Origin of the sequence: Caulobacter sp. BK020 (assembly GCF_004342605.1) — a bacterium.
Taxonomy (GTDB): domain Bacteria; phylum Pseudomonadota; class Alphaproteobacteria; order Caulobacterales; family Caulobacteraceae; genus Caulobacter.
Map to the genome: position 1 here is coordinate 132,560 of NZ_SLZL01000005.1, position 23,534 is coordinate 156,093.

The following is a 23,534-nucleotide window of genomic DNA, read 5'->3' on the forward strand; positions in this document are numbered from 1 at the left end:
AGGGTCGCAGCCATGTTTCGAGCCAAGCGGCCGACCACGGCCGATGCGCTCGGCGACCAACTACCCGTGGAGCCAGCCCAGCCGTTCGGGCGTGATGTCCTTGCCCTTGAACAGAGCGCAGATCCCCTCGCCTTCCACGAACTCGCCGATGTCGCGCACGGGGACGCCGGCGGCCATGGCGGCGGCCTGGAAGGCGGCCACGTCGGTGGGGTCGACGGCGCAGACGATCTCGTAGTCGTCGCCGCCCGAGGCCAGCGACATCCGCGCCTCGCCGGCTTCGGGCTGGGCGCCCAGCCAGTGGCGGGCCCCGGGCGACAGCGGCAGGCGGTCCAGGTCGACATTCACGCGCAGGCCGCTGGCCTTGGCCACGTGGGCGGCGTCGGCCAGCAGGCCGTCGGACACGTCGGCGGCGGCCCGGGCATAGGCCCGCAGGGCGTCGCGGATGGCCAGGCGCGGCGGCGGCAGGCGGTAGCGGCGCACCAGGCCGCCATCAGGATCCTCGACCTCGCCCCAATGGGCCAGCAGGCCCAGCCAGCCATCGCCGATCGTGCCGCTGACCATTAGCCGGTCGCCGACCCGGGCGCCCTTGCGCAACACCGCGTCGCCGCTGGGCGCCCAGCCCAGGAAGGTGGCCGAGACCACCATCGGACCCGAGGTGGTGACCGTGTCGCCGCCCAGCAGGCTGACGTCGTAGAGCTCGCCGTCCTCGGCCAGACCGCGGGCGAAGGTTTCGCGGTCGGTCAAGGTGGTGCCGGAGGGCCAGCCGACGGCGAGGAAGTAGCCGTAGGGCGTGGCCGCCTTGGCCGCCAGGTCCGACAGGTTGGTGCGCAGCAGGCGCTTGGCCACCACGTCCAGGTCCTCGCCGGCTAGGAAGTGCACGCCGGCCACCATGGCGTCCTTGGTGATCACCAGGTCGTAGCCGGGACGCGAGGGCAGAACCGCCGCGTCGTCCAGCAGGCTGAGCGCCGCCTGGTCGCCGCGGGTCAGGGGCCGCAGCAGCCGCTCGATCAGGCCGAACTCGTCGACGGGCGGCGCGGCGGCCGGCGTCGCGGCCTCGTCGAACCATGCGTCGTCGACCGCCGCCGCTTCCGGCGTCGGCTCGTCGAACCAGTCGTCGTCAGCTTCTGGCGTCACGCGCGATGGCGTCCAGGGCGCCGTTGATGAAACCGGATTCCGGTCCCTCGAAGAACGATTTGGCGATCTCGACATATTCGTCGATCACGACTTCCTTCGGCACGTCGGGCCGGTGCATCAGCTCGTAGGCCCCCGAGCGCAGCACCGCGCGGGCGGTGGCGTCCAGGCGCTCCAGCTTCCAGCCCGAGGCCAGACGCTTGACGATGGCCTGGTCGACGGCGGCCTGGTGGGCGACGACGCCCTTGGCCAGTTCGGCGAAGAAGGCTTCGTCGGCCTGGGCTAGGCGATCGCCGTCCGGTCCGTCGACATCGCGGTCGAAGCGATGTTCGGAGAACTCCCGGACCACCGCGTCGACGCCGACGCCGGAGACTTCCATCTGGTACAGGGCCTGGACCGCGGCCAGGCGGGCCACCGAGCGCGGCTGGATGCGATCGCCCCGGCTCATCGGCCCTGCCCCAGCAGCTGGCGCTTCAGGCCGACGATCTCCAGGCATTGCTGAGCGGCCCGACCGCCGCGGTCGCCTTCCGACGCCCGGGCCCGGCTCCAGGCCTGGTCCTCCTCGTCGACATTGACCACGCCGTAGCCGATGGCCAGGCGCTTGCCGAACGACAGGTCGTTGAGCCCGCGGGCGGTCTCGTTGGCCATCACCTCGGAATGATAGGTCTCGCCGCGAATGATCACGCCCAGCGCCACGAAGCCGTCATAGCGCACGCCGACGGGGCGATGACCGGCCTCCTCGGCCAGGGCGATGGCGGTGGGGATCTGCATCGCCTCGGACACGGTGATCACGTCATACTCGGCGCCCTGGGCGTCGATCGCCTGCGCCGCACCTTGCAGCAACGCGTCGGAAAGCCCCGAATAGCGCCGGGCCTCCACGATCAGCAGGCGAATCTTGTCTTCCACCATAGTCCTTTGACTTCTCCTCGACGGGGCACGTCGTTTCAGGGCAGGTCACTTCGCACCAAACGGCGCCGTCGCCAAACCGAATTGTAGCGCCCCGGCGGTCCGGGGCCGCCGAAACCGAATCACAGGATGCGCCTATAGTTCGTCCTCGGCGACGTCGCTGAGGCCTTCCTGGCCCAGAAACTTCGCGAAATCGCTGGTTTCCCGGAAATCGCGATAGACCGAGGCGTAACGGACATAGGCGACGTCATCGAGCGACTTCAACGCCTTCATGACCATTTCGCCCACCGCCGACGACGGCAGCTCGGTCTCGCCCTGGCTTTCCAGCTGGCGGACGATGCCGTTGACCATCCGCTCGACCCGCTCGGGATCGACCGGCCGCTTGCGCGTGGCGATCGAGATCGAGCGCACCAGCTTCTCGCGGTCGAACGGCGAGCGCCGGCCCGACCGCTTGACGATGGTCAGCTCGCGCAGCTGCACCCGTTCGAAGGTGGTGAAGCGGCCGCCGCACTCCGGACACAGCCGACGACGTCGGATCGCCGCCCCGTCTTCCGACGGGCGGCTGTCCTTCACCTGGCTTTCCATATGGCCGCAGAACGGGCAGCGCATGATCTAGGCCCTCCCGCCCGATGCAGGCCTATTAGTTGTAGATCGGGAACCGCGCCGTCAAGGCCAGGACTTCCTCGCGCACCTTGGCCTCGACCTCGGCGTTGCCGTCCGGGCCGTTGGCGGCCAGGCCGTTGACGACCTCGCCGATCAGCTGGCCCACGCGGGTGAACTCGGCCGTGCCGAAGCCGCGCGTCGTGCCGGCCGGCGTGCCCAGGCGGATGCCCGAGGTCACGGTGAACGGCGCGGTGTCGAACGGCACGCCGTTCTTGTTGCAGGTCATGTGGGCGCGCTCGAGGCTGTGCTCGGCGTCGCGGCCGGTCACGCCCTTGGGCCGCAGGTCGACCAGCATCAGGTGGCTGTCGGTGCCGCCCGAGACGATGTTGACGCCCTGGGCCTGCAGCGCCTCGGCCAGGGCCTTGGCGTTGTCGATCACCTGCTGGGCATAGGCCTTGAAGCCCGGCTGCAGCGCTTCGCCGAACGCGACGGCCTTGGCGGCGATCACGTGCTCCAGCGGGCCGCCCTGCAGGCCGGGGAACACCGCCGAATTGACCTTCTTGATGATCGCCTCGTCATTGGTCAGCACCATGCCGCCGCGCGGGCCGCGCAGGGTCTTGTGGGTGGTGGTGGTGACCACGTGGGCCTGGGGGATGGGGCTGGGGAACACGCCGCCGGCCACCAGGCCCGCGAAGTGGGCCATGTCGACCATCAGATAGGCCCCGACCTCGTCGGCGATCTGGCGGAAGCGGGCGAAGTCGATGTGGCGGCTGTAGGCGCTGCCGCCGGCGATGATCAGCTTGGGCTTGTTGGCCTTGGCCACCTCTTCGACCGCGTCATAGTCGATCAGCTGGTCCTGCTGGCGCACGGTGTAGGACACCGGCTTGAACCACTTGCCCGACTGGTTGGCGGGGCTGCCGTGGGTCAGGTGGCCGCCGGCGGCCAGGTCCATGCCCAGGAAGGTGTCGCCGGGCTGCAGCAGCGACATGAACACCGACTGGTTGGCCTGCGAGCCCGAGTGCGGCTGGACGTTGGCGAAGCCGGCGCCGAACAGGGCCTTGGCCCGCTCGATGGCGATGGTCTCGATCTCGTCGACATATTCGCAGCCGCCGTAATAGCGCTTGCCCGGATAACCCTCGGCGTACTTGTTGGTCAGGATCGAACCCTGGGCCTCCAGTACGGCGCGCGAGACGATGTTCTCGGACGCGATCAGCTCGATCTGGTTCTGCTGGCGGTTCAGTTCCAGGCCGATGCGGTCGAAGATGTCGCGGTCGGCCGCGGCCAGGTCGGCCCCGAAGAAGGCGCTCTTGTCGGCGGTGATGTTGCTGGCCGGTGCGGTCATGGACGCTCTCCTGGGGCTGGGAGACTGGAAGGACGCCGAGGTGTCGGACTCGGGCGGAGTTCGGTCGCGCTCTCTTTAACCCCCTTCGCGCCGCGATCAATCCGGGAACCTCATCCCGAGACGGGACGTTGCGAAGGAAGCGGCGCCAGTCGGGCTGGCGGCGCGAGCGTTTTGGCGACTTCCAAGCAGATCGAAGACAGGGCGGAAAGAGTATGGCGACGGCGTACGGCGAGGCGGGGACCCAGGAAGACGACGTCGACATTCTGGGCTTGAGCGCGGGGATCGTGGCCGCCTACGTCGCCCAGAACACCGTGGCGCGCACGGCGATTCCCGACCTGATCCGCTCGGTCCACGGCGCCCTGTCGGCCCTGAACGGCGTGCAGACCGACCAGCCGCCCGCCGAGCGTAACAAGCCCGCGGTGCCGGTCTCGCGGTCTGTGCAGCGCGACTACATCGTCTGCCTGGAAGACGGCAAGAAGCTGAAGATGCTCAAGCGCTACCTGCGCACCCACTACGACATGAGCCCCGAGGAATACCGTCGCAAATGGTCGCTGCCCGGCGACTATCCGATGGTGGCCCCGGCCTATGCCGAGCGCCGCTCCGACTTCGCCAAGTCGATCGGCCTGGGCAAGGGGAGGATGCGGGGGCGGTAAACGCTCCGCGGCTTGCCCCCTACGGGCCGCTTCGCGGCCGTCTTCCCTCAGAGGGGGAAGAGCGCTCCGCCCCTATGGGGGCGGACAGACGGCGAAGCCGTCAGGTGGGGGCAAGTATTAGGTAACCCTAAGCCGCGTGGCCGCCCATGCGGGCCACGTTGCAGTGGGCCCAGAGCTTTTCCATCGCCCCGACCAGCTTGCGCATCATCTCGTCGGTGTGGAACGGCGTGGGCGTGAAGCGCAGGCGCTCGGTGCCACGCGGCACGGTGGGATAGTTGATCGGCTGCACATAGACGCCGTGATCGGCCAGCAGCATGTCGCTGATCATCTTGCAATGCACGGGGTCGCCGACCAGCACCGGGACGATGTGGCTGTCGTTGTCCATCACCGGCAGGCCGGCGGCCTTAAACATCGCCTTCAGGGTCTTGGCGCGCTCCTGGTGGGCCTCGCGGACCTCCGGGTGCTGCTTCAGATACTTCACGCTGGCCAGGGCCCCGGCCGTCAGGGCCGGTGGCAGCGAGGTGGTGAAGATGAAGCCCGAGGCGACCAGGCGGATGGCGTCCACCACCACCGCGTCGCCGGCGATGTAGCCGCCCATCACCCCGAACGCCTTGCCCAGCGTGCCCTCGATGATGTCGATCTGGTCCATCAGGCCGTCGCGCTCGGCGACGCCGCCGCCGCGCGGGCCGTACATGCCCACGGCATGGACCTCGTCCAGATAGGTCATGGCGCCGTATTTCTTGGCCAGGGCCACGGTGCCGGCCATGTCGGCGATGTCGCCGTCCATCGAATAGACGCTCTCGAACGCCACCAGCTTGGGCGCGGCGGCCGGCGCGGCGGCCAGCAGCTGCTCCAGGTGCGCCAGATCATTGTGGCGGAAGATGTGCCGCTCGCAGCCGCCGTTGCGGATGCCGGCGATCATCGAGGCGTGGTTCTGGGCGTCGGAGAAGATGATCAGGCCCGGCAGGATCTTCTGCAGCGCCGACAGGCTGGCCTCGTTGGAGACATAGCCCGAGGTGAAAAGCAGGGCCGCTTCCTTGCCGTGCAGGTCGGCCAGCTCGGCCTCCAGCTCGACATGGTGATGGTTGGTGCCCGAGATGTTGCGGGTGCCGCCCGAGCCCGAGCCGTGGTCGTCGATCGCCGCGTGCATGGCGTCCAGCACCACGGGGTTCTGGCCCTGGCCCAGATAGTCGTTCGAGCACCAGACCACGATCTCGCTCTCGCCGCCGTCCGGACGGGTCCAGGTGGCGCGCGGAAAGGCGCCGCGATGGCGCTTCACGTCGGCGAACACCCGGTAGCGGCCTTCGTCGCGGATCTGGTCGACGACGCTGCGGAACGCGGCTTTGTAGTCCATGGTCACTTCATCCGATGGACTTCGACGAGTCCGACCGGTCCCTTCTCAAGGCTCGGCTTTTCGCACCGCGCCGGCTCGGTGTCCATATAAGTGGCTATACCTAGCCCATTGAATTACGCGATTGGACGCATAGAGCGCGTCAATGAACACGGCCTCACGAGGACTCCCACGGATCGCCCTCCGCGGGCGCAGCGCCCGTCCTGTCTTCACAACAGCTTGTCAGCCCGGAAGCCTCGCAGAGGCTGTCCGGGGCTTCAGCGAATTGGGGTTGGCGCCTTGCGGATGACGCCGCACCCGGAACGACCTCGCCCTACCGCGCCCCGGCCGGCTTGCGGAACTTGTAGATGAACTGGTCGGTCTTGCCGCGGATCGACGGGTCGAAGACGCTGAGCTTGCGGGTGTCGGACCCGTCGCGCAGCACCCGGCTCTCGCCCTCGAAGATGAAGCCGGCGGCGGTGACCTCGCGCTTGACCGCTTCGGGGTCGATGCGGTGCAGGGTCTCGGTGTCGCGCAGGCCCGAGCCGGGCTCGGCCGAATGGTCGAGCACCAGGAAGACGCCGCCCGGTTTCAAGGCCCGGAAGATCTGGCGGTTGACCACCGACAGGTCGGCCGGGCCCATGAACTTGTCGTGCATGTCGTGGTAGTTCTGGGCGGTGAACACCAGGTCCAGCTTCTCCGGCGTGGCGAAGTTGGGCAGGGTGTTGAGGATCACCGACACATTCTTGTAGGCCGGATCGCGGGCGATGGCCGTTACGGCCGGTTCGCGCTTGGCCAGCTTGGTCAGCTCGTCGGGCACATAGGCGTAGACGTGGCCGCGCGGCCCGACGGCTTTCGACAGGATGCGGGTGAAATAGCCGCCGCCGGGAATCAGGTCGGCGACCTTGGCGCCCGACTTGACGCCGGCGAAGGCCAGGGTCTGGCCCGGCAGGCGGTTCTCGTCGCGGACGATGTCGGCGGCGGGGCGGTTCGGATCGGACAGGGCCGCGGCGATGTTGGCGGGGATCGCGGCGGGCGCGTCGGCCGGCGGCGGAGGCGGCGGCGCCGCGGGCCCCATCGGAGTCGTGGCGCAGCCCGCCAGGGCGAGCACGGCGACGAGGCTGAGTAGCGGCTTACGCATGGGTGTTCCTTCCGACGGCGTCTTCTCGTTGAGCGCAAGCTAGCGCAGCAATCGCACTACGTCAGCGGCGACCATTCCTGATCCGCCGGCAGCGGCGCGAAAATCTCATCCAACATGGCGTCGGACACATCTTCAAGCTTGGCCGGATCCCATTTCGGCGCATTGTCCTTGTCGATGATCACGGCGCGGACGCCCTCGATGAAGTCGTGCCGCCGCACCACCCGCGAACCAATCCGGTATTCCATGGCCATGTTGTCCGCGAAGTCGGTCATCGCCGCCCCCGCCTCCAGCTGGCGGAAAGCCACCTTCAGGGTCTGGGGCGACTTGGTCTTCATCACGGCCAGCTGGGCCTTGCCCCAGTCGCTGCTGTCGGCCTCCAGGAACTCGAAGATCTGCTCGACGCTGTCGCCGACGAACAGGCGGTTGAGGTCCTGCTCGAAGCTGACCAGCGGCGCCTTGCCGGCGTCGGCGCGGTACTTCCTCAGCGTCTCCTCGATGCGGCGCGGATCGGCGATGATCGCCTTTTTCAGGCCCTCGACGGCGCCGAACTCGACGAAGTGGGTGGCGATCCCCAGGCGCAGGCAGTCCGCGCCCTTGATCCGCGCCCCGGTCAGGGCCAGCCACAGCCCCGCCTTGCCCGGCAGGCGCGGCAGGTACCAGCCGCCGCCGACGTCGGGGAACAGGCCGATGCCGGTCTCGGGCATGGCGAAGGTCGTGCGCTCGGTGGCGATCCGGTAGTGGGCGGGCATCGAGATCCCGACCCCGCCGCCCATCACCACCCCGTCCATCACCGCCACCACCGGGGTGTCGTAGGTGAACAGCAGATGGTTCAGCTGGTATTCGGTGTGGAAGAAGGCCCGCGCCTCGACCGCGTCGCCTGACCCGCTGCGGGCCAGCATGCGGATGTCGCCGCCGGCGCAGAAGCCGCGTTCGCCCGCATGGTCGATGACGACCATGTAGATCTCCGGATCCTCCCGCCAGTCCAGCAGGGCGGCGATCATCGTCTCGCACATGGTCTGGGTCAGGGCGTGCAGCGCCTGGGGCCGGTTCAGGGTCAGCCGTCCGACGTTCTTCTGAACGCGGACAAGGACTTCGGGCTGGTCGTTCATACGGCTTCCTTGGCGGCCTCCCCGACGCGTTCGGGGTCTTCGACCGGTTCGCAGGCGAGACGGTCGATCACGCCGCCGCTGAGGCGGAAGATGGCGTTCTGGGGCGTGTCCAGGGCGACGACCTCCTCGCGCGGCAAGCGGGCGTAGGCGCCGCGCAGCATCCAGCCGGCGATGCCGTGGCTGACCACGATCAGCCGGCGGTCCGGCTCTGGCGCCTGCTCGGCCAGCCAGCCGGAGACACGGCCCATGATGTCGTCATAGGTCTCGCCGCCCGGCGACTTGAAGGCCCAGTCCGGGTCGGACAGGAGGGCCGGGTTCTCGGCCTTGACCTCGTCGCGCAGGCGGTTCGACCAGGCGCCGACGCTGACCTCCATCAGGCGATCCTCGAACTCCACCGCCAGGCCCAGGCGCGCGGCGATCGTCTCGGCGGTGTGGCGGGCGCGGCGCAGCGGGCTGGCGACGATGCGCCACTCGGCCGGCCGCTCGACCAGCGAGGCCAGCAGCTCGCCCATCGCCCCGGCCTGGGCGCGGCCCAGCGGCGTCAGGTCGGACTCGGTCTGGCCCTGCATGCGGCCTTCGCGGTTGTGGAACGTCTGGCCGTGCCGGCAGAGATAGATCATTGAAGCCTCGATCCTCGCATCGCTTGCGCCAGCTTCGTATAGGCGACTGCGGCGAAAAGGAACGACAGAGCGATGCCCGCGAGCTCCAGCCAGTTGGGCAGGTAGGTCCAAGAATTGGCCTCGAACGGCTTAATATTCATCGGCGGCTCCAGGGCCTCGTCGATGATCCAGTAGGCCTGGTTCGCGAACATCAGCAGAACAGGCGGGCCAGCCGCGAGGAGCGGAAAAACGCCCCAGCGCCCCAGCCGCCCCGCCAGCCACCAGGCCAGGATGATGAAGGGGACGCCCAGCAAGCCGAGTAGCCCGGCGATCGCCAGCCACTCCCACGCCCGTGTCCTCATCATCAGGGGCACCACGTCGGCGTCCAATCCCCGGCGGAAACCCGCCGTGACGACCATCGTCAGCACGAGACAGGCGCCCGTCAGCGCCGCGGATGCGGCCAAGGCGCGCCAGGACCAGGGTGGGCGGCCCGCCTTCACTGGCGGAACATCTCGCGGGCGATGATCACCCGCATGATCTCGTTGGTCCCTTCCAGGATCTGGTGGACGCGCAGGTCGCGGACGATGCGTTCCAGCGGATAGTCCTGCAGGTAGCCGTAGCCGCCGTGCAGTTGCAGGGCGTCGTTGGCCACCTGGAAACCGGCGTCGGTGGCGAAGCGCTTGGCCATGGCGCACAGCTTGGTGGCCTCCGGGTCGCGGTTGTCCAGGGCGGCGGCGGCGCGGCGAACCATCAGCCGGGCGGCCTCCAGCTCGGTGGCCATGTCGGCCAGCTTGAACTGCAGGGCCTGAAAATCCTTCAGCGGACGGCCGAACTGATTGCGGGTCTCCAGATAGGCCTTGGCGGTGTCGAGGGCGAACTGGGCCCCGCCCAGCGAGCAGGAGGCGATGTTCAGCCGCCCGCCGTCCAGACCCATCATGGCGAAGCGGAACCCCTCGCCCTCCTGGCCGATCCGGTTGGCCACGGGCACGCGGCAGTCGTCGAAGTTCACCGCCGCGGTCGGCTGCGACTTCCAGCCCATCTTGCGCTCGTTGGCCCCGAAGCTGAGGCCCGGCGCCCCCTTCTCGACCACGAAGGCCGAGACGCCCCTGGCGCCGTCGCCGCCGGTGCGGGCCATGACCACATAGACGTCCGACACCCCGCCGCCCGAGATGAAGGCCTTGCCGCCATTCAGGACATAATGGTCGCCGTCCAGCTTGGCCGTCGTGCGCATGTTGGCCGCGTCGGAGCCGGAGCCGGGCTCGGTCAGACAGTAGCTGGCGATCAGCTCCATCGTCGTCAGGCGCGGCAGGTAGCGCCGGCGCAGGTCGTCCGAGCCGAACCGGTCGATCATCCACGAGGCCATGTTGTGGATGGTCAGATAGGCCGCCGTCGGCACGTCGCCGTAGCTGAGCGCCTCGAAGATGATCGAGGCGTCCAGGCGCGTCAGGCCGCTGCCGCCGACGTCGTCCTGGACATAGATGCCGGCGAAACCCAGGCCCGCCGCCTCGCGCAGCACGTCGACCGGGAAGTGCTTCTTCTCGTCCCATTCGGCGGAGTGCGGGGCAAGGCGTTCCGCCGCAAAGCCCGACGCCATGTCCTGGATAGCGCGTTGATCGTCGTTGAGCGCGAAATCCATGCGCGATACCCTCCCAAGCGAGGCAGAGTGAACCCCTGGCCTTCTTGGTCGCTGACGTGCCGCGCCGTCGCGACTGTGTCAATCATATCTCACCTGGCGACTTTGAATGCCGCAGTGCGCAAAAAGCCGGCGCCAAGTGTCGCACCGGCCTTGATCCGACCGTCCTCCAGTATCAAATCGCGGCCATCGGAGGCGTAGTCTTTCTGTCATGCGTAAGTTCACTGCCGTTTTCGCCGCCCTCGCGGCGCTGGTCACCCTCGTGTCGGCACCGGCCCAGGCCGCCGATCTCGGCGTGTGGACCGGCCCCAAGGACAATGTCCGGGTGGCGATCAAGAGCTGCGGGACCAGCACCTGCGGCACCGTGGTCTATGCCAGCCCCAAGGCCGAGGCCGACGCCCGCAAAAGCGGCCTGACCACCCTGGTCGGCCAGCAGCTGCTGCGCGACTTCGAGCCCACCCGCAACGGCGCCATGCGCGGCAAGGTCTTCGTGCCGACCCTGAAGGTCACCCTGGTGGGCACCGCCGAGTTCATCGACGCCCGCACCATGAAGGCCAAGGGCTGCGTCCTGGGCGGGCTGATCTGCAAGTCGCAGGTCTGGCGCCGCATCGACGGCCTCCAGCAGGCCCGCGTCGACAACGTCAACTACGCGCCGTAGTCCGGACTAGTTCAGCCCTTTCAGGAACGCGGTCAGGCCGGCGAAATAGGCGGCCTGGTCGTCGTACATCGCCATGTGGCTGCCGTTGGCCAGGTACAGATACCGACCCCTGGGCAGTTCCTTCGACATCTTCTCCATATAGGCCGGGTCCATGGTGTCGTACCGGGCGCCGATCACCAGGGTCGGCACGGCGATGCGCTTGAGGTCGGCGAACCGGTCCCAGTGGGCGAGCAGGCCGCTGGCCCCGAGCTCGCTTGGCCCCTGCAGCAGGGTGTAGAGTTCGCCGTTCAGCTGGGCGAACGAATGGGTCACCGGCTCGGGCCACTGGTCGGCGGGCCGGCGCAGGATGTGCTTTTCGTAGTGCATCGGCATCAGCGTGCCCATGTAGTCCGGGTCCGACGTCTTGCCCGCCGCCTCCAGCGCCTTGACCTTGGCCAGCTGAGCCGGGTCCATCTGCGGCATCAGCACCTTGGCGGCGTAGTCGTTATAGGCCGGGATCGAGGCCATCATGTTCGAGATGACCACGCACTTCAGGTTGGCCTGGTATTTGAGGGCGTATTCGATCGCCAGCACCCCGCCCCAGCTGTGGCCCAGCACGCAGAAGTCGCCGGCGTCCAGGTCCAGCGCCTTTCGCACCTGCTCCACCTCGTCGACGAAGCGCTCGATGGTCCATAGCCTGGTGTCGGTCGGCTTGTCGGAACGCCCGGACCCCAGCTGGTCGTAATAGATGTATTCGATCCCCTGGGCCGGGAAGTAGCTGTCGAACGCCTCGAAATAGTCGTGGGTCGCGCCCGGACCGCCGTGCAGCAGCAGCACCTTCAGCTTGGGGTTCGAACCGACGCGCTTGGTCCAGACGCGGAACTTGCCCGACGGCGTGTCGATGTCGACCATCCTCACCCCGCCCGACCAGGCGTCCGGCGCCTTGGCGTCGTAATAGCTGGCCGGCGGCGCCTGTCGCGCCAGGGCCGGGGTCGCCAGCAGCGCCAGGGCCGCGATCGCCATCACAAGCCGGTTCATCGTGTCGTCCCCAGTCAGCCAGGGCGCGAGCATTGGCCAGGCCCGTGCGTTCGGCAAGCGCCCTTAAGCAACCAACCACCTTGCCTCGCGCCGCTGGCCGCGCGACACCCTAGGCCATGACCACGCCGCCCCTCGCCCCCTACCCCGCCACCCGCCTGCGCCGCCTGCGCCAGGCCGACTGGACCCGCCGCCTGGTCCGCGAGACCACGCTGGAGCCGTCCGACCTGATCTGGTCGATGGTCGTGCACGAGGGCGAAGGGACGATCCCGGTGGCCTCGATGCCCGGCGTCGAGCGCCTCAGCGTCAAGGACGCCGCCAAGGCCGCCGTGCGGGCCCGCGACCTGGGCATCCCCGCCATCGCCATCTTCCCGCACATCGACGGCGCCCGGAAGGACGCCGCCGGCTCGATCGCCGCCGATCCGGACGGCGTGATCCCCCGCGCGGTCAAGGCCATGAAGGACGCCGCTCCCGAGGTCGGCATCATGTGCGACGTGGCGCTGGACCCCTTCACCGACCACGGCCACGACGGCGTGGTCGAGGGCGGCAGAATCCTCAACGACCCGACCATCGAGCGGCTGATCGAACAGGGGCTGATGCAAGCCCAGGCCGGCGCCGACATCCTGGCCCCGTCCGACATGATGGACGGCCGGATCGGCAAGCTGCGGGCGGCCCTGGAGGGCGCGAGCTTCCAGGACACGATGATCATGTCCTACGCCGCCAAGTACGCCTCGGCCTTCTACGGCCCCTATCGCGACGCGATCGGCTCGGCCAAGCTGTCGGCGGGCCAGGGGGACAAGAAGACCTATCAAATGGACCCCGCCAACAGCGAGGAAGCCATCCGCGAGGTCGCCCTCGACATCGCCGAGGGGGCCGACATGGTCATGGTCAAGCCCGGCCTGCCCTATCTCGACATCCTGCGCCGCCTGGTCGACGAATTCCGCATGCCCACCTACGCCTTCCAGGTTTCGGGCGAGTACGCGATGATCAAGGCCGCGGCCCAGAACGGCTGGATCGACCACGACCGCGCCGTCCTGGAGAGCCTGACGGCCTTCAAGCGGGCCGGCGCGGCTGGGATCATCACCTATTTCGCGCCCTGGGCGGCGGAGCGGCTGGGCTGAGATGCGGTTCGGGGAGCTCAGGTCGATCGCGCACAACTTTGCGGACTCGATCTCGAGCGGCATCGGCCTGCCGATCGGCGTCTACGGCTACGATATCTTCGAAGAAGCCCAGGCCTCTGCGGACGGCTATATCGAGATCGACTTCATCGCCAGCCAGGTTTACGGCGGGTCCACCTCGCGGGTCCTCACCGAGGCGCTCCGCCAGTATAAACATTGGCTGCCCACGCTGGTCGCCAAGCACGGCGCCGAGCTGTCTTATTTCACACAGCTGACGGCCCGTTTCGCCGTGGACAGAGTCTACGGCCCCTACTTCACCGTGAGCATATCCGACGCCAAGGGACGGTCGGATACGACCACCTACCAGGGCGTTGGCGGAAAGAAGCTGACTAAGCCTCTTACGCAATGACCCGTGTCATCGACATCGTCACCGCCGTGATCCGCGACGAGGGCGGCCGCATGCTGGTGGTCCGCAAGCGCGGCACGGCGATCTTCATGAAGCCGGGCGGCAAGCGCGAGCCCGGCGAGGACGACCTGACCGCCCTGGCGCGCGAACTGGACGAGGAGATCGGCTGCCGGCTGGTCGCCGCCGACCTGCTGGGCGCCTTCGAGGCTCCGGCCGCCAACGAACCCGGCTTCACCGTGCGGGCGGCCACCTACCTTGCGACGGTGGAAGGCGCGGTCGCCGCCCGCGCCGAGATCGAGGAACTGGCCTGGATCGACCCGGCCGCGCCGGGCGACATCGTCCTGGCCCCGCTGATGCGGACGGTGTTGGCGCGACTGCTCGCGCGGGAGCCAAATCCGGCGTAACCTCGTTTCCAGTGTTCGGCCCAAGGCCGCGTACGACGGCCCGGGTCGACCTCGATAACGGAGGTGACGCATGGACGCCGATTTCAACGATACCGGAAGACCCGAACTGCTCGCCCATGAGCAGACCTATCACGGATTCAGCATCCTGCTGCGATGGTGCATGCTGGGCTTGGCCACCGCCATCTCGACCCTGACCCTGTGGTTCGCCACCCCGGCCGGCTTCCTGGGCGGGCTGGTCATCGGGATCCTGGTGTTCGCGGTCGGCTACATGATCCTGGTGCGCCGCGAGGAGAAACAGCCGCTGAGCCTGTGGGTCGAAGGGCGGTAGACGCCGCCGGGACGCGCACTCACGGCAGGGCGTCAGCCGGTTGGCCAGGCAGTGGCCGTGAGTGCCTGTCCCCACCTTGATCCGCTGAGTCGGGCCTTGGACCCCATTCAGGATGAACGATCCAGCGCCGTGGACGACGTGGGGGATACGCACTCACGCGAGGCGCTGGGAATCATCGGCTTCGGTCTTGCCGTGAGTGCGCGTCCCCGGCGGTTATCCTCGGCCTATCCGCAACCAACCCCCGCAAAATCAACGCCCTGAACTTTCTCGACCCCAATCTGTCCTCACCCTGTCCGGGCGCCCTTATCCTGACCTCACCTCGACGCAGGGAAAGGGCGCATGGCCAGCGACCGATGCGGCGGCGGGGGGCGATCGAGCGGGAAGCTCCGTCGGCGGTCCTTGTCCGCGTGTGTAGGGACAGGACCAAACCTTGCGTCTCTGGTGCCGGTCGGGCCTGTTATACAGATACGACGTGATGCAAGGGCTGACTTAGCAACAGGCGGGCGGTGACGCGCTCGCGGTCCGGGACCGGGTGTCGTTGACCTGGCCCGCCCGTCGGAGGCTTCAAGGCGGCGAGGCTCTAACAGGGCTCGGCGTCGCGCGCTTCCGGATAACGACCGCGCGGAGCGATCTGGGCTTCGTCGAAACGGTTAGTCTTTACATTCCTCCGGACGATGTCCGGCGCTCCGCGACCCTTTCCATTCGCTCAGCGGCCAGCCGCGTGAGGTCGAGAGATCGTGCCGGTGAAAGCCCCCTCAGTCGGCGGAGTTTATCCTGCGGCCTGCCAGAGGCCGGTCCGGAGGGCCGACAGCTCCCCCAGAGGGGGAGGCAGCCCGAAGGGCCGGAGGGGGTTTCGCGGCGCTTCAGGACGGAAAGGACTTCCTCAATAGCTCTTCGGCAGACCCAGCACCCGTTCGGCGATGAAGTTCAGGATCATCTCGCGGCTGACCGGCGCGATCCGGGCGATCATCGCCTCGCGGAAATAGCGCTCGACGTCGTATTCCCTGGCGTAGCCCATGCCGCCATGCGCCAGGACCGAGGCCTCGCAGGCGGTGAAGCCGGCCTCGGCGCCCAGGTACTTGGCCGCATTGGCTTCGGCCCCGCAGTCCTGGCCGGCGTCGTAAAGGGCGGCGGCCTTGAAGGCCAGGAGGCTGGCGGCCTCCAGTTCGGCCCACGATCTGGCCAGGGGGTGGGCCACGCCCTGGTTCTGGCCGATCGGCCGGCCGAACACCACGCGCTCGCGGGCATAGGTCGCGGCCTTGGCCAGGGCCGCCCGGCCCAGGCCGATGGCCTCGACCGCGAACAGCACCCGCTCGGGATTGAGGCCGTGCAGCAGGTAGGAAAAGCCCTTGCCCTCCTCGCCAACCAGATCGTCGGCGGGCACGAACAGGTCCTCGATGAACAGCATGTTACACTCGACCGCCTTGCGCCCCATCTTGGGGATCGGCTTGGCCTCGATCTTCTCGCGGTCGGTGTAGAACAGGCTGAGGCCCTGGGTCGGCTTGGCGCACTGCTCCTTGGGCGTGGTCCGGGCGATGATCAGGATCTTGTTGGCGCGCTGGGCGCCGGTCGTCCAGATCTTGCGACCGTTCAGGCGATAGCCGCCCTCGACCGTCTCGGCCCGGGTCTCCAGGCTGGAGGTGTCCAGGCCCGAATTGGGCTCGGTGACCGCGAAGCACATCTTGTCCTGACCCGAGATCAGTCGCGGCAGGTGCTGCCGGCGCTGCGCGTCGGTGCCGAACTTCACGATCGGCATCGGGCCGAAGATGTTCAGGTGGATGGCGCTGGCGCCCGAAAAGCCCGCGCCCGACTGGGCCACGGTCTGCATCATGATCGCCGCCTCGGTCAGGCCCAGCCCGGCTCCGCCGACGCTCTCGGGCATGGCCACGCCCAGCCAGCCGCCCTCGGCGATGGCGGTCACGAATGCCTCGGGGAAGATCCCGGTCTCATCGGTGCGGCGCCAATAGTCGTCGTCGAAGTCGGCGCACAGCCTGGCGACGCCGTCGCGAATGGCTTCCTGGTCCTCGGTCAGCCCAAATCCGCCCATTCGCCCCTGCCCTGCCTTGCTGGTTATGGTTCTTGTCGTCTCGGCTCAGGTCCTCGAAAAGCGCCGCGCATCCAGCGACGCGGCGTCCGGGCCTGGGTTATCACCCTTCAGATACGCCGCGGCCAGATCGGCCACAAGCGGGGCCAGCAGCCAGCCGTTGCGGCGGGCCCCGACCGCCAGCACCACGCCCGGCGTGGCGCCCCAGCCCACCAGGGGCAGGCCATCGGGCGTGGCGGCCCGGATACCGACCTCGGTGGTCATCCGCGCCTCGGCCAACTCCGGACGCAGGCGGATCGCCGCCGCGCGCAGGGCCTGCGTCGCCGAAAGATCGACGGCCAGGTCGGCCCGGCCCGTCTCCATGGTGGCGCCGATCGCCGGCCGTTCGCCGGGGCAGATATAGACCCCCTCGCCCCGGACCACCGGACCACTCGAAGGTCCGCGGTCGGCGCGCAGAATCTGGCCCTTGATGGGGGTCAGCGCCGCCAGTTCCGGGGCCAGGCCGCCGGCGTCGCCCGCGCCCGTGGCCAGGACGACGGCCGAAAAGCCCGGCAGGTCGCCGGCGGCGAAGGCCCGGGGCGCAAAGCGTCCGCCCAGGGCCTCGAACGCGATTCGCAGAACCGACAGGGCCGGTCGCGCTTCGATCCGCCAGTCTTCGGCGTCCACCAGGGCGCCATCCAGGCGCTGGAAGGGTGCGCCCAGGGCCTCGAAGCGGGCGGCGACGCCGGCCAGCCAGGCGGCCTCGCCCTCGACCCTCAGGCCGTCCCGCAGGATCGGCAGGCCCAGTCCCGCCGCGAAGGCGGGCCAGCGGTCGCGCGCCCGCCTCAGCAGGGCCAGGTGCGGGGTCGAGACGGGGTCGAACACCGCCTCGGCCACCGGCGCCAGCATGCCGGCCGCCACGCCGGATGCGTTGTCGCCAGGGGGATTGGGGTCGAAAAGCGTGACGTCGAACTCGGCGCGCGCCAGGGTCAGCGCCACGGCCGATCCGATCGCGCCGGCGCCGGCCACCGCCACCCGCGCGCGCAGCTTGGTCTCCATGAGCGGCAAACACCCTTGCCCGCGCCAAACGTCAAGCCCGCCGGGCCATTTTGCGGGCCTTACGGATATGTCAGACGCGTGACTAAGGCGGCGGCATGGGTCTATTCTGCGTTAACCAAGCTGGACCACACGCTTCTGGACAGAGGGCGGGCGCGCGGTCGCTGGGAGGAACGTGACGCGGATGACCGACAAACTCCCTTCCGACATGGCCCACCCCGTCGATCTCTATGTGGGCGCGCGGCTCCGGATCCGGCGAAAGGCGCTAGGCCTCAGCCAGACCCAGCTCGCCGAGGCCCTGGGCATCACCTTCCAGCAGATCCAGAAGTACGAGCGCGGCGCCAATCGCATCAGCGCCTCCAAGCTTTACGAGGCCGCGCGACTGCTGCAGTCGCCGGTGTCCTACTTCTTCGAGGGCCTGGACGAGACCCGGCGGGGCGACCTCGACGACGGTTTCGCCCAGCGCATGACTCAGTTCGTGGCCACGCCAGAGGGATTGGAGTTGGCGGGACTGTTCCCGCGACTGAACGATCGCCGCTTGCGCCGCCGGGTCGTCGACCTGGTCAAGGCGATGGTCGACGACGAGCCGGCCGGTGTCGTCGCGCCCTAGCGGCGCTGTGCCGCATTCCACAAACGCCCGTTCAAGCGCAGCCTCCAGATCAGGGAGCAGGCGCGCAATGTCGCGTTAGTCGGGAGCGTAGGCGTGAAATTGTCCTCGGGGGCGGCCGTCGTCCGCATTCGCTACTGGTGGCAGGCTCATCCCATGGCCGGCCTGCTGGCGGGCTGGGTCGCTATCGCCCTGATCGGCTGGTGGGCCTGGGCGGCCCTGCACGGGCGCCCGGCGTAGAACCAACCCCACAACGAAAAAGCCCCAGGCGGAACCCAGGGCTTTTCAACGTCTTGCGATGGTACCAGCTCTCGGGCTCGAACCGAGGACCTCTAGATCCACAATCTAGCGCTCTAACCAACTGAGCTAAGCCGGCTCATCGCGAGGCAGTGTCTTTAGTCGGACACGCGGACCGGATCAAGCACCGAAACAGCCCTTCCACACGAAAACGCCCCGAAGCCGCAAAGCTCCGGGGCGCTCGTTCCTGTCCGAACGTCCGGGTCCCTAGCGGGGAACCGTGAAGACGATCGGGATCGTGATCTGGCCGCCGTCCACCGGAGCGCCGTCAAGCGTCTTCGGCTTCATGCGGAACAGTCGCGACAGCTTCAGGGCCGCATCGCCGAAGCCGTAGTCCGCCGGGTTTTCCGACACGACCGAGCAGCCTTCCAGCGACCCCTTGGCGGTGACGGTGCACGACAGCGTCGCGCGGCCGCCCACTTCCATCCGCTGGGCGCGGTCAGGATAGTAACGCGCCATGTCCTCGCCGGTGGGCTTGCGGGCCCAGTCCGGCTTGGTGATCACCGAAGCCCGGGCCGGCGGGTTCGACGGAACCGGCGGCACGTTCGAGATCACCGGCGGAGCCGTTTGCTCGACGCGCTCCTTGACGGGCGGAATCGGCAGCGGCGGCGGCGGAGTCACGTCCGGCGGCGGCGCGATCGGCGGCCTCGGCTGCACCACCGCGGGAGGCGGGGGCGGAGCGTTGGTCGGCGGCGGCGGCGGGGGCGGAGGAGGCGGCGGCGGCGGCGGGGGCGGCGGAGGCAGCTCCACGTCCACGGCGTCGTCGTGATACTCCTTCATCACCGCTTCGAACTTCTGCTTCGCCAGATACGCGAACAAAGCAGCGTGCAAACCGACGACGATGATGGTCGCGATACCGAAGGCGCCAAGTCCGCCTTTCTTGCGTCGCGGGCCATCGGAGGTGAGCGGGTCGTAGTGGCGATGCTCAGGCGCTTGTTGTTCAGCCATGCATCACCCCTAGCTGTTCTGATCCTTGCCGATGAGCGCCACGCTATAGAAGCCGTTGTCCTGGAGGGTGTTCATCACCTCCATGAAAGCTCCGTAGCGCGTCTTTTCGTCGGCGCGGATGTAGATGCGCTCCTTGGTCGGATCGCGACGACCGATGCTCTTCGTGAGGTCCGCCCCCATCTCGTCGACCGTAGTGGGGTCGTCGCCAATGAAGACCTTTCCCGAAGCCTTGATCGAGATATAGACGGGCTTTGGCGGGCTCGGCGACGGTTTCGCGACCGCCGGCGGCAGGTTCACTTCGACCGACACGGAGGCGAGCGGAGCCGCCACCATGAAGATGATCAGGAGAACCAGCATGACGTCCACGAAGGGCGTGACGTTGATCTCGCTGTTTTGGTCGATGTTAAACCTGTCGCCCCCACCGCCTGAGAGTTTGGCGGCCATCGGTCTTACGCCCCTTTGTCGAGCTGACGCGAGATGGCGTTCATCAGTTCAGCAACGAAACCTTCAGAGCGCGTGCCGTAGCCGGAGATGCGGGTCTGGAAGTAGTTGTAGAAGATAACGGCCGGGATAGCGGCGAACAGACCGATGCCGGTGGCGAGCAGCGCTTCGGCGATGCCGGGGGCGACGACGGCCAGGTTGGTCGTGTTGGTGTTCGCGATGCCGATGAACGAGGTCATGATCCCGTAGACGGTGCCGAACAGACCGATGAACGGACCGGCCGAACCGACCGAGGCCAGGAACACCATGCCGCCCGACAGGCGCTTGGCCAGCGAGGCTTGCACCGCGTTGATGGCATAGGTGGCGCGCGAGAGGGTCGAGTCACGGTGTTCGCCGCCGACGGCCAGGCCAGCCTGGCGCGACAGTTCGACTTCTTGGGCGGCCGCGGCGGCCATGTCGGCCATCGGGTTGCCTTCGAATTCTTCCGACGAGCCGATGCGGGCGATGTCGGCGATCGAGCGAGCGCCGCGGAAGGCTTCCAGGAACTTGTCCGATTGCTTGTTCAGAGCGCCGAACTCGAACAGCTTGGTGATCAGCAGGACCCACGAGAACACCGAGGCCAGGATCAGGCCGATCATCACGACCTTAACCACCGCCTGGGCCGACAGGAACATGCCGATCGGGGTCAGGGAGTGGGACTTCATCTTTTCGGTCGCGGCGACGCCGGCGTCCAGCGGCTCTTCGGCAGGCGCAGCGGCGGGGGCCGGGGCGGCGGCGGCCGGAGCGGCAGCTTCGGTGGTGGCCGGCGCAGGAGCCGCAGCGTCCTGAGCGAAAGCCGGGGCGCTCACCATCAGCGCCATGGCGCCGACGAGAGCGATGAGGGGGGTTTTCCGTTTAATGTCGAGCATCTGTCGCCAGTTCCTGATTGGTCTAGCACGTTTGGACCGAGGGTCGTCGCGCGAGAGCGTCTCCACCCTAACTTGAATAGCCTGCATGAAGGCCGATCGCTCGGACGTCCCGCAGACCCGCTTCGCAGCGCTCGACCCGTTACGCCCCGCAAGTCGGGCTCATGCCCTTCAAGAAGGATCGTTTCGAAGCGCGTGTGATCGCCGCCCCCGAGGAGGCTTCGATCTTACCGCAATGTTAGAATTGCGGCAGGGGTCCTTTGGCAACCCCTTTTCGTACCGTCAAGGGGTGCGGGGAGGCATAAATTTACCGCCCCCTCTGCGCGCTCGCCAGCGTTGCCGCGCCGCACAAATGGGAAATCAGGATTTGAGGGCGGTTTTTCCCTACCAAAGGGATTATCGATGCTGCATCGCAACATGCTTACAAAACATTGGTCTGGCACGCCCGATCTGGACGGGTATCGAACAGGAGTTCAATCTAGCCGAGAAGGCGTGGGGCGGAGATCAGACCTTTGCCTGGACTCTTCCGGTCTCGCAGACGGGGCGAAATGACGATTTTCACCTCCGATCAGCCTTTCGGCGTCTAAAAGCGGCCGCCGACCATGAAAGCGAAGACGAGAGGCATTCATTCCCGGCTGGACTGGCTGAGACGTCTGCGTAACCCAGGCCACGTCCTCAAACGTGGCCTGCTGCTTGCGTTGCTGACCCTGGCGCCTGGCCGAAGGCGCCACGCGCGAGCAGCGTCGCTCCGCGCTGAAAGGATTCGACTAAAATTTCACATCTGCCCTGAGGCGGACGGGAGTGATCAAGTTCGCGGCGCCGCCGGGATGACCGGCCTCACGTTGGAGACGACGCGGCCCGGCCGGCGGGGGGGGAGAGCCGAATGACGATACGAAAAAAAGGAGGTGGTGCCTGGGGGCGGATTCGAACCACCGACACGCGGATTTTCAATCCGCTGCTCTACCAACTGAGCTACCCAGGCCCTGGGCCTAAGAGGCGGTCGAAACCGCCCTGGCGCCCGCCCGACGGCGGGGAGCCGCGTCTATAGGGGAGGCTAAAAACGAAGTCCAGCCCCTCATGAAGGGATCGCGAACTATTCCCGGCCGAAGTCTGTGGACGGCGGGTTTTCCTCGTCCTCGTCGCCCCCGGGCACCACGTAGCGGCCTGAAAGCCAGCGGTTCAGGTCGATGTCGGCGCAGCGTTTGGAGCAGAAGGGCCGGAACTCGGGAATCGTCGGCTTCTTGCAGATCGGACAAGCGCTCATGAGGACATGACCTCCAGGCGGTCGTTGGGCCAGTCGGCGACGACGGCCAGGGTGAAGCGGCGGCCGATCCTGTCGGCCAGGGCGCTGTCGAGCGCGGCGAAGGCCTCGGCGACCGCGGGACCGCAGCGGCCCGCCAGCTTGCCGCCGGGATCCGCCCTGCCCTCACGCTCGAAGGCTCGAACCAGACGCAAGGCGCCGGCGCGCGCGGACAGCGCTCCCGATTCGTCCAGCAGTCGATCGAGAATCGGCCTGGTTCGGCGCGGCACGATCATCTCCAGCGCGCCGAACTTGCTGATGAGACCGACGCCCACGCCCGGGTTGTCGACGGCGAAGGCGTTGCGGGCCGCCGTGGTCAAGGCGGGACCATCGTGGCCGCGCCCCACCAGGTCGAAAACAACGAGGCCGGCCAGACCCTTCAGGCGCAGCACGCGGGCCGCCGTGGCGAAGGCCGCCATGTTGGCGGCGCGGGCCGCCCTCTTGGAATCTCCTTCGCGCGCCCCGAGATCGACATCGACCGCCACGAGGGCCCGGGTCGCCTCAATGCTGACGTCGCCGCCGCCCGGCAGGGCGAAGACGGTGGCCAAGGCGTCGGCTTCGGCGGCCTCCACGGCTTCCAGGGCGGCCAGCCCTTGGGTTGGCGAACCGGACTTGACCCAGAGGCGCAGCAGTTCGTCGATGGTCGGGGCGTGCGCCAGCACGCGTGGCTCGCCCTCGGCCGGACCGACGTAGCGGGCCACAGCCGACTTGCCGCGGCGGGAGGGACTGCGAATCTCCACCTCGATCACCTGGCCCTCGACCAGCTTGGGCATGTCGGGCTTGAGGGCCAGCAGCAGGTCGGCCCCGCCCGGCAGGGCGACGAAGGCCGAGTTGAAGGCGCGCTCGATCTTCTTGACCCGGGCGACGCCGCGGACGCCCTCGGCGTCGAGCAGATCGTCGCCCTCCCATTGGGCGACCAGACGCTCGGGGCGGCCGTCCAGGGTGACCACGCCGACCGTCTCGCCAATGCCCTTGTAGAGGTAAGCCCGCCGTTCGCTCATTTTCGATAGCCCAGGCCGGTCAGCAGGTTCAGCGTCTCGTACAGCGGCAGGCCGACCACACTGGTGTAGGAGCCATGCAGGTCGATGATGAAGCCCCCGGCCACGCCTTGCACGCCGTAGCCGCCGGCCTTGCCGTTCCATTCGCCACCGGCCAGGTAGTCGGCTTGCTCGATGTCGGACAGGTGCTTGAACTGGACGCGGGTCTCGACAAGCCGCGAGGCCTCCCGGCCATCAGGCGCGATGGCGGCCACTCCGGTCAGGACCTTGTGGTTGCGCCCCGACAGCAGCTTGAGACAGCGGGCCGCCTGTTCCGCCGTCTCGGCCTTGGGCAGGATGCGGCGGCCGACGGCGACGACGGTGTCGGCGGCCAGGACGACGGCGCCGGGCGAGCGCGGCGCGACGGCCCTTGCCTTCTCGACCGCCAGGCGCAGGGCGTGGCGGCGCGGGGTCTCGTCGCGCAGCTGCGTTTCATCGATGTCGGCGGGATCGACCCGATCGGGGACGACGCCGACCTGCGCCAGCAGGTCCAGGCGCCGGGGGCTCGCGCTGGCCAGGACCAGCGGCGTGCGCTGGACGACCAT

28 protein-coding genes and 2 tRNA genes are annotated in these 23,534 nt (G+C 68.1%); 8 read left to right on the forward strand and 22 right to left on the reverse strand.

Translation table 11 applies throughout. The features are described 5' to 3' along the window. Positions 1-60 precede the first annotated feature (60 nt). The 5 genes from thiL to glyA all read right to left on the reverse strand — a co-directional run bounded on the left by thiL (position 61) and on the right by glyA (position 3,982). Positions 61-1,209 (reverse strand): thiamine-phosphate kinase, encoded by a 1,149-nt coding sequence (thiL, locus tag EV278_RS07990; protein ID WP_132089084.1) that lies wholly within the window; start codon positions 1,207-1,209, stop codon positions 61-63. Then, positions 1,118-1,579: a transcription antitermination factor NusB gene (gene nusB, locus EV278_RS07995; protein ID WP_056759991.1), complete on the reverse strand. Its 462-nt coding sequence runs from the start codon at positions 1,577-1,579 to the stop codon at positions 1,118-1,120. Before nusB ends, thiL begins: the two co-directional genes overlap by 92 nt. Continuing rightward, the gene (locus EV278_RS08000; protein ID WP_132089088.1) at positions 1,576-2,040 is read right to left on the reverse strand and encodes a 6,7-dimethyl-8-ribityllumazine synthase; all 465 of its coding nucleotides are present in this window, start codon (positions 2,038-2,040) and stop codon (positions 1,576-1,578) included. Before EV278_RS08000 ends, nusB begins: the two co-directional genes overlap by 4 nt. 132 nt (positions 2,041-2,172) lie before the next feature. Continuing rightward, positions 2,173-2,646: a transcriptional regulator NrdR gene (gene nrdR / locus EV278_RS08005; protein WP_028040434.1), complete on the reverse strand. Its 474-nt coding sequence runs from the start codon at positions 2,644-2,646 to the stop codon at positions 2,173-2,175. 31 nt (positions 2,647-2,677) lie between these two features. After that, positions 2,678-3,982, reverse strand: a complete 1,305-nt coding sequence (gene glyA, locus EV278_RS08010; protein ID WP_132089091.1) for a serine hydroxymethyltransferase — start codon at positions 3,980-3,982, stop codon at positions 2,678-2,680. Between the two features lie 212 nt (positions 3,983-4,194). On the opposite strand from glyA, the gene EV278_RS08015 reads away from it, so the two are divergent. Beyond that, entirely contained in the window at positions 4,195-4,635 is a 441-nt protein-coding gene (locus EV278_RS08015; protein ID WP_132089094.1) for a MucR family transcriptional regulator, read from the forward strand. 127 nt (positions 4,636-4,762) lie between these two features. Here EV278_RS08015 and hemA read toward each other — a convergent pair whose 3' ends face one another. The 6 genes from hemA to EV278_RS08045 all read right to left on the reverse strand — a co-directional run bounded on the left by hemA (position 4,763) and on the right by EV278_RS08045 (position 10,450). Next, on the reverse strand, positions 4,763-5,989 hold the full coding sequence (hemA, locus tag EV278_RS08020; RefSeq protein WP_132089097.1) for a 5-aminolevulinate synthase: 1,227 nt from the start codon (positions 5,987-5,989) through the stop codon (positions 4,763-4,765). Positions 5,990-6,299: 310 nt separating this feature from the next. Further along, complete coding sequence (locus tag EV278_RS08025) at positions 6,300-7,106, reverse strand: class I SAM-dependent methyltransferase (protein ID WP_132089100.1); 807 nt, start codon at positions 7,104-7,106, stop codon at positions 6,300-6,302. 56 nt (positions 7,107-7,162) lie between these two features. Next, entirely contained in the window at positions 7,163-8,215 is a 1,053-nt protein-coding gene (locus EV278_RS08030; protein WP_132089102.1) for an enoyl-CoA hydratase/isomerase family protein, read from the reverse strand. Continuing rightward, positions 8,212-8,835: a histidine phosphatase family protein gene (locus EV278_RS08035; protein WP_132089105.1), complete on the reverse strand. Its 624-nt coding sequence runs from the start codon at positions 8,833-8,835 to the stop codon at positions 8,212-8,214. The genes EV278_RS08030 and EV278_RS08035 overlap by 4 nt, the downstream gene beginning before the upstream one ends. Next, complete coding sequence (locus EV278_RS08040) at positions 8,832-9,278, reverse strand: hypothetical protein (RefSeq protein WP_132089107.1); 447 nt, start codon at positions 9,276-9,278, stop codon at positions 8,832-8,834. Before EV278_RS08040 ends, EV278_RS08035 begins: the two co-directional genes overlap by 4 nt. Positions 9,279-9,310: 32 nt before the next feature. Further along, positions 9,311-10,450 carry an isobutyryl-CoA dehydrogenase gene (locus EV278_RS08045; RefSeq protein ID WP_132089110.1) on the reverse strand — a complete coding sequence of 380 codons (1,140 nt, stop codon included), beginning with the start codon at positions 10,448-10,450 and terminating at the stop codon, positions 9,311-9,313. A gap of 208 nt (positions 10,451-10,658) precedes the next feature. Between EV278_RS08045 and EV278_RS08050 the strand changes: the two genes are divergently transcribed. Further along, positions 10,659-11,105: a DUF2147 domain-containing protein gene (locus EV278_RS08050; RefSeq protein ID WP_132089113.1), complete on the forward strand. Its 447-nt coding sequence runs from the start codon at positions 10,659-10,661 to the stop codon at positions 11,103-11,105. Positions 11,106-11,111: 6 nt separating this feature from the next. Here EV278_RS08050 and EV278_RS08055 read toward each other — a convergent pair whose 3' ends face one another. Then, positions 11,112-12,122 carry a proline iminopeptidase-family hydrolase gene (locus tag EV278_RS08055; RefSeq protein ID WP_132089116.1) on the reverse strand — a complete coding sequence of 337 codons (1,011 nt, stop codon included), beginning with the start codon at positions 12,120-12,122 and terminating at the stop codon, positions 11,112-11,114. A 116-nt stretch (positions 12,123-12,238) separates the two neighbouring features. Between EV278_RS08055 and hemB the strand changes: the two genes are divergently transcribed. From hemB to EV278_RS08075, 4 genes are all read left to right on the forward strand, one after another. Further along, a complete protein-coding gene (hemB, locus tag EV278_RS08060) occupies positions 12,239-13,240 on the forward strand; it encodes a porphobilinogen synthase (protein WP_132089119.1) in 1,002 nt (333 codons plus the stop codon). A 1-nt stretch (position 13,241) separates the two neighbouring features. Continuing rightward, complete coding sequence (locus EV278_RS08065) at positions 13,242-13,646, forward strand: hypothetical protein (RefSeq protein WP_132089122.1); 405 nt, start codon at positions 13,242-13,244, stop codon at positions 13,644-13,646. Continuing rightward, positions 13,643-14,047 carry an NUDIX domain-containing protein gene (locus EV278_RS08070; protein WP_132089125.1) on the forward strand — a complete coding sequence of 135 codons (405 nt, stop codon included), beginning with the start codon at positions 13,643-13,645 and terminating at the stop codon, positions 14,045-14,047. Before EV278_RS08065 ends, EV278_RS08070 begins: the two co-directional genes overlap by 4 nt. A gap of 70 nt (positions 14,048-14,117) precedes the next feature. Next, a complete protein-coding gene (locus tag EV278_RS08075; RefSeq protein WP_132089128.1) occupies positions 14,118-14,375 on the forward strand; it encodes a hypothetical protein in 258 nt (85 codons plus the stop codon). Between the two features lie 883 nt (positions 14,376-15,258). Here EV278_RS08075 and EV278_RS08080 read toward each other — a convergent pair. Further along, positions 15,259-16,422 carry an acyl-CoA dehydrogenase family protein gene (locus EV278_RS08080; RefSeq protein ID WP_132089131.1) on the reverse strand — a complete coding sequence of 388 codons (1,164 nt, stop codon included), beginning with the start codon at positions 16,420-16,422 and terminating at the stop codon, positions 15,259-15,261. 45 nt (positions 16,423-16,467) lie between these two features. Next, positions 16,468-17,457: an FAD-dependent oxidoreductase gene (locus tag EV278_RS08085; protein ID WP_132089133.1), complete on the reverse strand. Its 990-nt coding sequence runs from the start codon at positions 17,455-17,457 to the stop codon at positions 16,468-16,470. Positions 17,458-17,638: 181 nt separating this feature from the next. Here EV278_RS08085 and EV278_RS08090 point away from each other — a divergent pair, with 181 nt between their 5' ends. Next, positions 17,639-18,064, forward strand: a complete 426-nt coding sequence (locus tag EV278_RS08090) for a helix-turn-helix transcriptional regulator (protein ID WP_132089136.1) — start codon at positions 17,639-17,641, stop codon at positions 18,062-18,064. Between the two features lie 93 nt (positions 18,065-18,157). After that, positions 18,158-18,301: a hypothetical protein gene (locus EV278_RS23940; RefSeq protein WP_165916563.1), complete on the forward strand. Its 144-nt coding sequence runs from the start codon at positions 18,158-18,160 to the stop codon at positions 18,299-18,301. 59 nt (positions 18,302-18,360) lie between these two features. Here the strand turns inward: EV278_RS23940 and EV278_RS08095 are convergent. The 8 genes from EV278_RS08095 to EV278_RS08130 all read right to left on the reverse strand — a co-directional run bounded on the left by EV278_RS08095 (position 18,361) and on the right by EV278_RS08130 (position 23,534). Then, positions 18,361-18,437, reverse strand: a tRNA-His gene (locus EV278_RS08095). Positions 18,438-18,565: 128 nt separating this feature from the next. Beyond that, complete coding sequence (locus EV278_RS08100; RefSeq protein ID WP_056752543.1) at positions 18,566-19,306, reverse strand: energy transducer TonB; 741 nt, start codon at positions 19,304-19,306, stop codon at positions 18,566-18,568. A 9-nt stretch (positions 19,307-19,315) separates the two neighbouring features. Continuing rightward, positions 19,316-19,750 carry a biopolymer transporter ExbD gene (locus EV278_RS08105; protein WP_019847727.1) on the reverse strand — a complete coding sequence of 145 codons (435 nt, stop codon included), beginning with the start codon at positions 19,748-19,750 and terminating at the stop codon, positions 19,316-19,318. Positions 19,751-19,755: 5 nt separating this feature from the next. After that, the gene (locus tag EV278_RS08110; protein WP_029589236.1) at positions 19,756-20,655 is read right to left on the reverse strand and encodes a MotA/TolQ/ExbB proton channel family protein; all 900 of its coding nucleotides are present in this window, start codon (positions 20,653-20,655) and stop codon (positions 19,756-19,758) included. Positions 20,656-21,558: 903 nt separating this feature from the next. Beyond that, positions 21,559-21,634: transfer RNA gene (locus EV278_RS08115), tRNA-Phe, on the reverse strand. A gap of 111 nt (positions 21,635-21,745) precedes the next feature. Continuing rightward, positions 21,746-21,916 (reverse strand): DNA gyrase inhibitor YacG, encoded by a 171-nt coding sequence (gene yacG / locus EV278_RS08120; RefSeq protein ID WP_132089139.1) that lies wholly within the window; start codon positions 21,914-21,916, stop codon positions 21,746-21,748. Beyond that, positions 21,913-22,953 carry a ribonuclease E/G gene (locus EV278_RS08125; RefSeq protein WP_132089142.1) on the reverse strand — a complete coding sequence of 347 codons (1,041 nt, stop codon included), beginning with the start codon at positions 22,951-22,953 and terminating at the stop codon, positions 21,913-21,915. The genes yacG and EV278_RS08125 overlap by 4 nt, the downstream gene beginning before the upstream one ends. After that, complete coding sequence (locus EV278_RS08130) at positions 22,950-23,534, reverse strand: Maf family nucleotide pyrophosphatase (RefSeq protein ID WP_132089145.1); 585 nt, start codon at positions 23,532-23,534, stop codon at positions 22,950-22,952. The genes EV278_RS08125 and EV278_RS08130 overlap by 4 nt, the downstream gene beginning before the upstream one ends.

Excerpts from the sequence above, each read along its gene's own strand:
- thiL (WP_132089084.1), bottom strand. The coding sequence starts at position 1,209 with ATGTCGAGATCGCCAAATCGTTCTTCGAGGGACCGGAATCCGGTTTCA.
- nusB (WP_056759991.1), bottom strand. The coding sequence starts at position 1,579 with ATGAGCCGGGGCGATCGCATCCAGCCGCGCTCGGTGGCCCGCCTGGCC.
- EV278_RS08000 (WP_132089088.1), bottom strand. The coding sequence starts at position 2,040 with ATGGTGGAAGACAAGATTCGCCTGCTGATCGTGGAGGCCCGGCGCTAT.
- nrdR (WP_028040434.1), bottom strand. The coding sequence starts at position 2,646 with ATGCGCTGCCCGTTCTGCGGCCATATGGAAAGCCAGGTGAAGGACAGC.
- glyA (WP_132089091.1), bottom strand. The coding sequence starts at position 3,982 with ATGACCGCACCGGCCAGCAACATCACCGCCGACAAGAGCGCCTTCTTC.
- EV278_RS08015 (WP_132089094.1), top strand. The coding sequence starts at position 4,195 with ATGGCGACGGCGTACGGCGAGGCGGGGACCCAGGAAGACGACGTCGAC.
- hemA (WP_132089097.1), bottom strand. The coding sequence starts at position 5,989 with ATGGACTACAAAGCCGCGTTCCGCAGCGTCGTCGACCAGATCCGCGAC.
- EV278_RS08025 (WP_132089100.1), bottom strand. The coding sequence starts at position 7,106 with ATGCGTAAGCCGCTACTCAGCCTCGTCGCCGTGCTCGCCCTGGCGGGC.
- EV278_RS08030 (WP_132089102.1), bottom strand. The coding sequence starts at position 8,215 with ATGAACGACCAGCCCGAAGTCCTTGTCCGCGTTCAGAAGAACGTCGGA.
- EV278_RS08035 (WP_132089105.1), bottom strand. The coding sequence starts at position 8,835 with ATGATCTATCTCTGCCGGCACGGCCAGACGTTCCACAACCGCGAAGGC.
- EV278_RS08045 (WP_132089110.1), bottom strand. The coding sequence starts at position 10,450 with ATGGATTTCGCGCTCAACGACGATCAACGCGCTATCCAGGACATGGCG.
- EV278_RS08050 (WP_132089113.1), top strand. The coding sequence starts at position 10,659 with ATGCGTAAGTTCACTGCCGTTTTCGCCGCCCTCGCGGCGCTGGTCACC.
- EV278_RS08055 (WP_132089116.1), bottom strand. The coding sequence starts at position 12,122 with ATGAACCGGCTTGTGATGGCGATCGCGGCCCTGGCGCTGCTGGCGACC.
- hemB (WP_132089119.1), top strand. The coding sequence starts at position 12,239 with ATGACCACGCCGCCCCTCGCCCCCTACCCCGCCACCCGCCTGCGCCGC.
- EV278_RS08065 (WP_132089122.1), top strand. The coding sequence starts at position 13,242 with ATGCGGTTCGGGGAGCTCAGGTCGATCGCGCACAACTTTGCGGACTCG.
- EV278_RS08070 (WP_132089125.1), top strand. The coding sequence starts at position 13,643 with ATGACCCGTGTCATCGACATCGTCACCGCCGTGATCCGCGACGAGGGC.
- EV278_RS08075 (WP_132089128.1), top strand. The coding sequence starts at position 14,118 with ATGGACGCCGATTTCAACGATACCGGAAGACCCGAACTGCTCGCCCAT.
- EV278_RS08080 (WP_132089131.1), bottom strand. The coding sequence starts at position 16,422 with ATGGGCGGATTTGGGCTGACCGAGGACCAGGAAGCCATTCGCGACGGC.
- EV278_RS08085 (WP_132089133.1), bottom strand. The coding sequence starts at position 17,457 with ATGGAGACCAAGCTGCGCGCGCGGGTGGCGGTGGCCGGCGCCGGCGCG.
- EV278_RS08090 (WP_132089136.1), top strand. The coding sequence starts at position 17,639 with ATGACCGACAAACTCCCTTCCGACATGGCCCACCCCGTCGATCTCTAT.
- EV278_RS08100 (WP_056752543.1), bottom strand. The coding sequence starts at position 19,306 with ATGGCTGAACAACAAGCGCCTGAGCATCGCCACTACGACCCGCTCACC.
- EV278_RS08105 (WP_019847727.1), bottom strand. The coding sequence starts at position 19,750 with ATGGCCGCCAAACTCTCAGGCGGTGGGGGCGACAGGTTTAACATCGAC.
- EV278_RS08110 (WP_029589236.1), bottom strand. The coding sequence starts at position 20,655 with ATGCTCGACATTAAACGGAAAACCCCCCTCATCGCTCTCGTCGGCGCC.
- yacG (WP_132089139.1), bottom strand. The coding sequence starts at position 21,916 with ATGAGCGCTTGTCCGATCTGCAAGAAGCCGACGATTCCCGAGTTCCGG.
- EV278_RS08125 (WP_132089142.1), bottom strand. The coding sequence starts at position 22,953 with ATGAGCGAACGGCGGGCTTACCTCTACAAGGGCATTGGCGAGACGGTC.
- EV278_RS08130 (WP_132089145.1), bottom strand. The coding sequence starts at position 23,534 with ATGGTCGTCCAGCGCACGCCGCTGGTCCTGGCCAGCGCGAGCCCCCGG.